This is a genomic window from Bacteroides pyogenes (genome assembly GCF_014196225.1).
In the GTDB taxonomy this organism is placed as follows: domain Bacteria; phylum Bacteroidota; class Bacteroidia; order Bacteroidales; family Bacteroidaceae; genus Bacteroides; species Bacteroides pyogenes_A.
The window spans coordinates 326310-336292 of the sequence record NZ_JACIDI010000001.1; the positions used below are offsets into that span (position 1 = coordinate 326310).

The following is a 9983-nucleotide window of genomic DNA, read 5'->3' on the forward strand; positions in this document are numbered from 1 at the left end:
CTTTTTGTTATTTCTGTAAGGGGCTCGGTTTTTTCTTGGTTTCTTAGAGGGCGGATGTGAGTAGTGTTGTTCGCTTTCTTTGTGGAAGTTTCGGTTTGTTCTTGTAAGAATCTTGCTTTACCCTTTAGTGGGCACAACCGGAGTGAAGCCGCTGCTTCGCCTGCCGAGAGTTCTGTCTGGTACTGATTGGTTGCACGACGTTGTACAGGTTTACGAGTTGTTTCGGCCGCCGAGAGTCCTGTCTGATGCCGATTGGATGCACGACGTTGTACAGGTTTACGAATTGTTTCGCCCGTCGAGAGTTCTGTCTGAAACATGCCTGACCTTTCTAAATGGAAAAACAAAGGTTCTATTTACAGCAAACAGAACCTTTGTTTGAGGTGAATAGAACTTCTATTCGGAACGGACAGAGCTCTGTTTTTGCGCTCACAGATTTTCTCCCTGATAAAGAAGAGCCTGTGTTCCTCATATTCACCGGCTTTATTTTACCGCAGACAGCGTTTCTGGTCCCGTTATTCGCTGGCTCTTTTCCCCGTAAAACATTTCTGTCCGCCAAACTCGGAGGGTTTTCTTCATTGTAAGAACACTGCCGTTTGTCAAACTTGCAGGGCTTTCTTTCATGTAAAAACACTTCTGTCCGTCAAACTCACAGGCTTTCTCTGTACTGTAAGAACACTTCTACTCACCAAATTCGCAGGGCTTTCTTTCCTGTAAAAACACTTCTGTCCGCCAAACTCGCAGGCTTTCTCTATACTGTGAGAACGCTTCTACTCGCCAAACTCACAGGTTTTCTTCATTCTAAGAACACTGCCGTTTGTCAAACTTGCAGTCTTTCTTCATTCTAAGAACATTACTGTTCATCAAACTCGCAGGGCTTTCTTTCCTGTAAAAACACTTCTGTCCGTCAAACTCGCAACCTTTCTCTGTACTGTAAGAGCACTTCTACTCACCAAACTCACAGTCTTTCTTCATTCTAAGAACACTCTGTCCGTCAAACTCACAGAATTTTCTTCCCTGTAAAAACACTGTCGCTCACCAAACCCACGAGGCTCTCTCCATCATGAAAAAACTCGTTGCTTGCCACAGCGGGAACTTCCATTTCCGGCAGACAAAACCCTTGTCAGGACGCTTCGAACGCCCGAACCCGGTCGTTTGTACTATTTTGCCATCAGGTTCGTATGATTTCTTCACCTTATATTATATAGGAACTCTTATCTTTGTGCTGTTTAAAATCTATATAATATCATGAATCGAACGAAACATTGGCTATGTATTCTGTTGCTGGCGGTTGCGGGAAGCTTGTCTTTCAAGGCCTACGCTTACACCGAGCGCAACATGCTGCAACGGGCGGCAGACGAAGCAACGTTGAAAAACGTATTGGTAATGAAGCAAGCTTGGGTGGCGTATCCGGCTTATACAGACCGGGCGGCATGGGACTCTCTGATGGGGGAAAACAAGCAAAAGCTAATTGCAAACGGGGAGAAATACTTGTCTTACCAGTGGAAATCGATCCCTGCCACTGCTTATCTGGCGTACGAACGCACCGGCGACCGCAATGTGATGCAGCAGCCTTACGAAGCCAACCGATTGGCTCTCAACGCGCTGATGCTTGCCGAACTTGCCGAAGGGAAAGGACGTTTCATCGACCAATTGCTGAATGGAGCGTTTTTCAGTTGCGAGATGACTTCGTGGGTGCTTTCGGCACACTTGCCCCGTCAGAGCAGCAAGCGGTCGCTACCCGACTTTCGTGAACAGATCATCGACTTGGGGTCGGGCGGATACGGAGCTTTGATGGCATGGGTACACTACTTTTTCCGCAGTTCTTTCGATAAAATCAATCCGGTCGTTTCGCTGCAAATGCGCAAAGCAATCAAGGAGCGTATACTCGATCCTTATATGAATGACGATGAGATGTGGTGGATGGCGTTCGGTTGGAAACCGGGCGAAATCATCAACAACTGGAACCCGTGGTGTAACTCCAACGTCCTGCTTTGCTTTCTGTTGATGGAGAACAACAAGGACAAACTGGCGAAGGCGGTGTATCGTTCCATGCAGTCGGTCGATAAGTTTATCAACTTCGTAAAGTCCGACGGGGCCTGCGAAGAAGGTCCTTCTTACTGGGGACATGCCGCCGGCAAGCTGTTCGACTACCTCGAAATCCTTTACCAAGGAACGGGAGGAAAGGTTTCTTTGTTCCACGAACCGATGATACGGAGGATGGGCGAGTACATTTCACGTTCTTATGTGGGCAACGGTTGGGTGGTGAACTTTGCCGATGCGTCCGCTCAGGGCGGGGGAGATCCTATTCTGATCTATCGGTATGGAAAGGCGGTGGGCAGCGATGAGATGAAGCACTTCGCCGCTTACCTGCTCAACGGGAGGAAACCGTATGCTACGATGGGCAACGATGCTTTCCGATCGCTCGAATCGTTGCTCTGCTGCAACGAGCTGGCGCAGACTGCACCCAAGCACGATATGCCCGATGTGACTTGGTATCCCGAGACCGAATTTTGCTACATGAAGAGCAAACAAGGCCTGTTTGTGGCTGCCAAAGGAGGCTTCAACAACGAGAGCCATAACCATAATGATGTGGGAACGTTCTCTTTCTACGTCAATACCATCCCCGTATTCATCGACGCCGGGGTGGGAACATACACTAAACAGACATTCAGCAAAGAGCGTTACACGATCTGGACGATGCAGAGCAATTACCACAACCTGCCTGTGATTAACGGAGTTGGCGAGGCATTCGGGCAGGAGTACAAGGCGACGAACGCTGTTTGCAACGCCGGAAAGCGGACTTTCTCTTTGGATATCGCATCGGCATACCCGTCCGAAGCGAAGGTGAAAAGCTGGGTACGCGGGTATGCTCTCGACGATGCCAAGCTCACCATCACCGACCGTTACGAGCTTAGCGAGGCGGTAGTTCCCAATCAGTTCAACTTCCTCGTTTGGGGTGAAACGTCTTTCCCGTCGGCAGGCAGAATCGTCGTCGAGGTGAAAGGGCAGAAAGTGGAGATGGAATATCCGTCTCAATTCAAGCCCGAACTCAAAACGATAAAGCTCACCGATCCGCGCCTTTCGAACGTATGGGGAAAGGAAATCTACCGCATTACACTGAAAACGGATGAGAAACGGTTGAGCGGCAGTTACAGATTTGTTATTCGGAAAATAAAATAAGAAGCTGTTTCAACCTTCTGCAAAGAAGTTTTTGACTGGCGACTTCCTTTTGTTTTCGTTCGTTCTTTGAGCGGCTTTTCTGCATGAAAGTGGTTGGTGCTCCGCATGATTTGAATGATTTTGATTCTTGGTTTGAGCGGCTTTTCTGCATGAAAGCAGTCGGCGCTCCGCACGATTTGAATGATTTTCATTCTTGAGTTGAGCGGCTTTTCGACATGAAGACGGTCGGCTCTCCGCATGATTTGAATGATTTTGATTCTTGATTTGAGTGATTTTTTTCCGTGGAAACGGTCGGCACTCCGCACGGTTTGAATGATTTTTATTCTTGAGTTGAGTGGTTTTTCCGCATGAAAACGGTCGGTACTCCGCATGATTTGAATGATTTTGATTCTTGGTTTGAGCAGCTTTTTCGCTTCTGTTGGTTTGCGTTTTTCGTCGAATAGCCGGTTGCCCGGCCTGTCACACGAACAAATCGGTCGCAACAGGTCGTCTCAAATCAAGGGGAGTAAGAATTGAAACAACTTGCAAATAATAACCTGTTTTAAATGATATAAGTATGAAAAAAGTATTATTTTTTAGCCTTTTGGCTGCAATGGGAGCCGGAATCAGTGCTCAGAATCTGATTAATAACGGTAAGTTTGAAACCGAAGTGACTGCGAAAGTCACCAACCCGAACAAAGCGAACGAGGGTGAATGGTTTGTAATGAACAATGAAACGGAAGGCGCTACGACCATCTCATGGACGAAAACATCGGACACGGCCTATCCGAATGCGGTGAAGATGGATAATTCGGGAGCCGAGAAAAATCTTTCGTGGTACAAGGCTTTCTTGGGACAGCGGGTGACGAAGGGGCTGGAAAGAGGAGTGTACGTGCTCACTTTCTATGCAAAGGCAGACAAGGAGGACACTCAGGTAGGGGTATACATCAAACAGACGAACGAAGAAAAGAATGAGGCCGGCAAGGCGAACACCACATTCTTCGTGCGCAGAGATTATGATGCGGACGCGCAGCCGAATGCTTCGGGAGCGCAATACAACTTTAAGTTGAAGTCGGCAGGCAAATGGACGAAAGTGGTTGTGTACTACGACATGAGCCAGGTGGTGAATGTAATCAACAGCAAGAAAGCCAATCCCAATCTGGAAGTTACCGATACGGACGACGATGCAGCTATCCTGAAGGATTGCTACGTGGCTATCCTTGCTCAGGGTAAAGGGGCTGTCGTAGAAGTTTCGGATGTTTCGTTGAAAAAGAAATAAAGGCGCGGGTCGGGGATAGTCTCGCTGCAAAATAAAGCGCGTACGGCGATCCCCGAAGAAAAAGGGGCCTTTAAAGAGCCGTTTTTGAAAAGATAGAACTTGCAGAAAGAAACGATTGCTTCCTAAAAAACTTTTCGCGTTTGCCTGAGAAAAAACGCATTTAGGCAAACGCGAAAAGTTTCTTAGGAAGAGTTTTTTGTGCTTGTATGAAATATCGGCACTGAGGCCTGCTCTTCATGATACCGGTTCGTATATGGAAAAGAAAGGGGAGTGCGGAAAGCCTCGGTTCATGTTTTTCATACACAAGGTTTTGATATCCGGTGAATAGACCTTATCCTCCCAATGCCGGTTACATGCATGTGACGAAACCGCCTCCTTCGGCAATGCAAAGTGTTGAATCGTTTTCTTTATTATGAACAAAGAGTGCTTCACGTATCGCCTTTCCGGACTACCCTGAAAAGAGGGGGACGTCTTTTCATTTCATCCGCTTGTTTTGCATGCTGGTTCATTCATTTACGGCGGGTATAAAAAGAGAGCGAGGAATCTGAAAAGACTCCCCGCTCTCATTGTTATATTTCTGTGTGCTTAATTACATGGCAATCTGCTCGTTCAGCAGTTTTTGAAGTTTACCGTTTAAGGTTTGACACATAATACCGTTTCCCATTGCTTGATAGCGTTTGATGCGGTATTGTAACATCATGATTTTTTCATTTACATTCTTTTTCATAACTTTTTTTCCTCTTTTTTTGCTCTCCACGTTTTGAAGAGCGGTTTTACTTTTGTTTCTTATTTACGCTGCAAATATACGATTCCTTTTTGAAATATATGCTATAAAACATATAAAATCGCTTTTTATTTTAGTTTTTTCTTGTTATAGAGGCTCAAATATAACGGATATTACATTTCTGTTACAATTCTTTCCCGTTTATTTTCCGGATGTTTTATTATGTCCTTATGATAAAATCTTGTAAATTTGTCGCTATTATTGCTATACCTTATTATATAATATAGATGCGTAGATATATGAAAACACTTGTTCGTCTTCTCCCTCTGTTTTTGCTTCCTTTCTTTCTCGGAGCTTGCAGTCAATCTCACTTCCTCAAAGAAGAGGCCTATCGTAATAAAGTGCTCGATGATTTTGAACGAAAGAAAGAGGCTCTTCCTAACGGCGATTTATTTGCAATCTTTTCGCAAGCAGACCTTTCTGTTGCCGAAAGAGAGGCCTTGATGTTTCTTTATGCCTACATGCCGATAGGTGATTTGACAGATTACCCCGGCGAGTATTATTTGGAAAACTACCGTTTGTCGGAGCAGGCCCGAGCTGAAATGAGCTGGGGGAAGGATATTCCCGACAAGCTGTTCCGTCATTTTGTTCTTCCTGTTCGAGTGAATAATGAGAATCTCGACGACTCGCGAAGAGTGTTTTATCAGGAGTTGAAGGAGCGAGTGAAAGGGCTTTCCATGAAAGAGGCTATTCTCGAAGTGAATCATTGGTGTCATGAGAAAGTGGTATATCGCCCGAGCGATGCGCGGACCAGCTCTCCGCTTGCTTCGGTGAAAACAGCTTACGGACGTTGCGGAGAAGAGTCTACATTCACTGTAGCGGCTTTGCGGTCGGTCGGTATTCCTGCTCGTCAGGTCTATACTCCTCGCTGGGCTCATACCGATGACAATCACGCATGGGTGGAAGCATGGGCTGACGGAGAATGGTATTTCTTCGGAGCTTGCGAGCCGGAGCCGGTCTTGAATCTGGGATGGTTCAATGCACCTGCCAGCCGGGGAATGTTGATGCATACCAAAGTGTTCGGGCATTACGATGGTCCTGAAGAGATTATGCGTGAAACTTCCAATTATACTGAAATCAATGTGATAGACAATTATGCCCCGACAGCGAAAGTGACGGTTCGGGTTACCGATGAGAAGGGTGCGGCAGTAGCAGGGGCGAAGGTAGAATTTAAGGTTTACAACTATGCCGAGTTTTATACGGTTGCCGCCAAGCATACCGACACGGAAGGAAAAGCTGCGCTGACAGCGGGAAAGGGAGACATGCTGGTATGGGTTTCTAAGGACGGCAGATTCGGTTATCGAAAGGTTTCGTTCGGTAAAGAAGATACTGTGGAAGTGGCGTTAAACCGTAAGGAGGGGGATGCTCATACGTTGGAATTGGATATAACTCCTCCTGCCGAAGGAGCGAATTTGCCGGAAGTCTCTCCCGAAATGCGTGCGGAAAATGACCGGAGATTGGCGCAGGAAGACTCTATACGGAATGCGTACGTGGCTACCATGATGACAGAGGAGCGGGCGGAAGCTGCTTTGAAAGAGATAGACCTTGCTTCGCACACAAGGAGTAGCATGGTGAAGATGCTGGTTGCTTCCAGAGGCAACTATCAGACGTTGCTCGATTTTGTCCAAACTGCTCAGACTCAAGATAAGCAGGAACTTGCCGTCGAACTTCTTCAGGCGCTTTCTGCGAAAGATTGGCGGGATGTGTCGGCAACTGTGTTGGAGGATATTATTCGTCATGCACCTGACCCCCGGAAAGTGGGGATGGCAGCAAGTGTCAGGGTGGCTAATCAGCGCGTGGCCAATGAAATGTTAACGCCTTATCGCGGCTTTTTCAATAATGTAATTCCGCAGGCCGATGCCGAAGCATTCGTTAAGAACCCCGTCCGCTTGGTGGAATGGTGTAAGGAAAACATTAAAATAGATAATGGCTTGAACTCGCAACGTATACCAATCTCTCCGGCAGGCGTGTGGAAAGCGAAGATAGCCGATGAAAAATCTCGTGATATCTTCTTTGTGGCGATGGCTCGCACACTGGGTATACCGGCATGGATTGATGAGGTAACGGGTAAGGTGCAGTATATGGATGAAAATCCTTTTATGGAGAATGGGAAAGAAGTCCGGTTGAAAGAAGGGCGGCTTTTTGATGTGGATTTCTTGGAAAGTGTTCCGTCGCAGGCTTCTGCTGGTCTTGTGTCCGCGACATACAAACCCGTTCCTTCTTTAGACGATCCGAAATATTACTCTCATTTTACGCTATCTGTTTTTAAAGACGGTACTTTCCGGTTGTTAAACTATGACGAGGGCGATGTTGATATGGGCGGTGGTGCGACTTGGGCCAATCTGTTGAAGCGGGGAGCAAGACTGGATGAGGGATATTATATGCTCGTCACCGGAACCCGTCTGGCCAGCGGTGCGGTTCTCTCGCGTCTTTCTTTCTTTAATGTAGCGAGTGGAGGAAGAACTGTAACTGATTTGGTGATGCGCGAGAGTAAGGATGCCGTGCAAGTTATAGGCAGTTTCAATTCGGAGTCTCTGTATCGTCCGGTAGGTACGGATAAGGTAAGTCGGACAAGTGCTTCTTGTGGAAACGAACCAAATGAAACGGCAGGAGAATGTTCTTCTCGAAGTCTCTTACAGGCTTGTGGGCGTGGATATTTTGTGGTCGGAATTTTAGGAGTAGGGCAGGAACCTACCAATCATGCGTTGAGGGATATTGCTGCCCGGAGTGCCGGGCTTGAAAAATGGGGACGGAAAATCGTTCTTCTTTTCTCGTCTGAAGAGCAATACAAGAAGTTCCGCCCCGATGAGTTCCCGGGGTTACCCTCTACTATTATTTATGGTATCGATATCGACAATAGTATCCGGAAGCAGATTGTAACTTCCATGAAGCTTTCCGGTCAAACAAATCTTCCGCTGTTTATCATCTCCGATACGTTCAACAGGGTGGTTTTTGTTTCGCAAGGATATACTATCGGATTGGGAGAGCAATTGCTTAAAGTGATTCACGGACTTTAAATAGAGTGGATGAGCTTTATGGGGTAGACCGGAGATGCTCGCTATAATTCATTTCACAGTCTAAGTAAAGTATATGAATCCTATAATAAATAGGCTGGAATTGATTTGTCATCGGGACTCCTGATTTATAAGAAACGGATGAACTTTATAATAATAGGTAGAAAAGTCCAGGGAATAGTGCAACAGGTTGTAAATTAAATTGTGTCAGCAAAGTTAATACTTTATTCTTTGCTGACACAGTTTGTTTTACACTACCGTGCAACACATTTCTTGGCTATTTCTTTTTTCCGAGAAAACTCCTTTTGTATTCCCCATTTATTTTTCTTTTCATGTTTCTTTGTTTTTTATTTCCTCAGTTTTTATTGTTCCCATAGGCTTGCAACCTATATAAGCGTGTAGATATATAAGGTCGGTTTGTGCATCTTGTGCCACCTTGTTTTCTTGTGTTTTTCCGTTTCACTGCGGGGAAGAGTCATTTTCTTTTAACCATTTATTCGTCTTTGGTCTGTGTTTTATTCGTCTGCCGAACGACAGACGAATAAAACACAGACCAAAGACGAATGGAACGCGAACGGCAGAGGGGTAAGCTGTTTAAGAGAAATTCTTGTGGGTCGAATAAACGGCGGCAATTTTTTTAGCGCCTGCTTGCGTCCTCTGCAATCGAGTTCGCCGGCAGTTTCCCTTTTGCTTTCTTTCCCTGCACTCTGCTTCCCGGCTCCTCACATGCGTAATAATCTCGCGCAGCAAGAGACCCCGTTATATAATTATATGTGTATGGCAGGCGGTGAAGGGGGGCGACAGCAACAACCGTGCATTGGAAGGTTATATATTATATATGTATGGCAGGTTTTCGTTTTGACCGGTATATCGTATATAGGCATCGCCTGCGGCTCTTTGGATATTCCTGTCGAGGTTTAATGTATATCCTCTTTGTTGGTCCTTGTTCCCTTCTGAACCTTGTCCGCTGCGCTTTTCTCATCTGCGGGGCTTTTTTTAAATGCTCTTGCTCACACACCTTGTTTGTTCTGGCGGGGGGCAACAACAGGCGAGTAGATAGCTTGGCTTTCTTTAATGTTTTTGGTCATATATATTGTTTGTTTTTCCGAATCATCCCAACAGTCCCCCGCTTGGCTTTCTTTCATGTCCTTTCTCATCTTCCTGCTCCTTAGTCTCTTATGTTTTTCTTCTGCATTTTCTTTTGAAAAACTCTTTTTTATATTTGGATGTTGTTTTAAAAGTTTCTACTTTTGCACCCGCTTTCCCGGCGTGGGAGGGCTTTCTAAGGTTGACATGTTGCAAAAGCCCGGTGGGGGTTTGATATTCTGTTTTTTCCTTGTTTTAAAAACTCCCCATTAAAATTTGGAGTTATGGGAATAAAATGCTTATCTTTACCGTCCGTGCCGCAAAGGATGGGTTCTTTTCCCGCTTTTTCTTTTCTGGGTTGTCTTTATCTTTCTTACAGAGAGGTTTACGGGTTTTCCGAAAAGAAATGCTGAAAAAAACTTCCTTTAAAATTTGGCGGTTTGAAATAAACCGTTTACCTTTGCACCCGCTTTTGAAAAGAAAGTCGATCCAAGTTCTTTGACATATTGATAAACAATACAAGTAGTACAATAATATTGAACCGTCAATTTTCCTGTTCTCCTTTGTTTTTTTGCGAAGGTTTTTGTTCAGGTATTTTTTTCAAGATTGAGAGTCGATAAATCGTACGGCATCCTGATCAGAGCAATGATTTTTTTAAGTC

General features: G+C 45.5%; 5 protein-coding genes. 3 read left to right on the plus strand and 2 right to left on the minus strand.

Going from position 1 to position 9983, the window contains the following annotated elements; translation table 11 throughout:
• Nucleotides 1–1245: 1245 nt before the first annotated feature.
• Complete coding sequence (locus GGR07_RS01250) at nucleotides 1246–3180, plus strand: heparinase II/III domain-containing protein (protein ID WP_034543639.1); 1935 nt, start codon at nucleotides 1246–1248, stop codon at nucleotides 3178–3180.
• 556 nt (nucleotides 3181–3736) lie between these two features.
• Nucleotides 3737–4438, plus strand: a complete 702-nt coding sequence (locus GGR07_RS01255) for a DUF4627 domain-containing protein (RefSeq protein WP_021646855.1) — start codon at nucleotides 3737–3739, stop codon at nucleotides 4436–4438.
• Nucleotides 4439–5027: 589 nt separating this feature from the next.
• Here the strand turns inward: GGR07_RS01255 and GGR07_RS01260 are convergent.
• Complete coding sequence (locus GGR07_RS01260; protein WP_172545184.1) at nucleotides 5028–5165, minus strand: hypothetical protein; 138 nt, start codon at nucleotides 5163–5165, stop codon at nucleotides 5028–5030.
• A gap of 296 nt (nucleotides 5166–5461) precedes the next feature.
• Between GGR07_RS01260 and GGR07_RS01265 the strand changes: the two genes are divergently transcribed.
• On the plus strand, nucleotides 5462–8239 hold the full coding sequence (locus tag GGR07_RS01265) for a transglutaminase domain-containing protein (protein ID WP_034543653.1): 2778 nt from the start codon (nucleotides 5462–5464) through the stop codon (nucleotides 8237–8239).
• A 1007-nt stretch (nucleotides 8240–9246) separates the two neighbouring features.
• Here GGR07_RS01265 and GGR07_RS13765 read toward each other — a convergent pair.
• On the minus strand, nucleotides 9247–9393 hold the full coding sequence (locus GGR07_RS13765) for a hypothetical protein (RefSeq protein WP_172545172.1): 147 nt from the start codon (nucleotides 9391–9393) through the stop codon (nucleotides 9247–9249).
• Nucleotides 9394–9983: the final 590 nt, after the last annotated feature.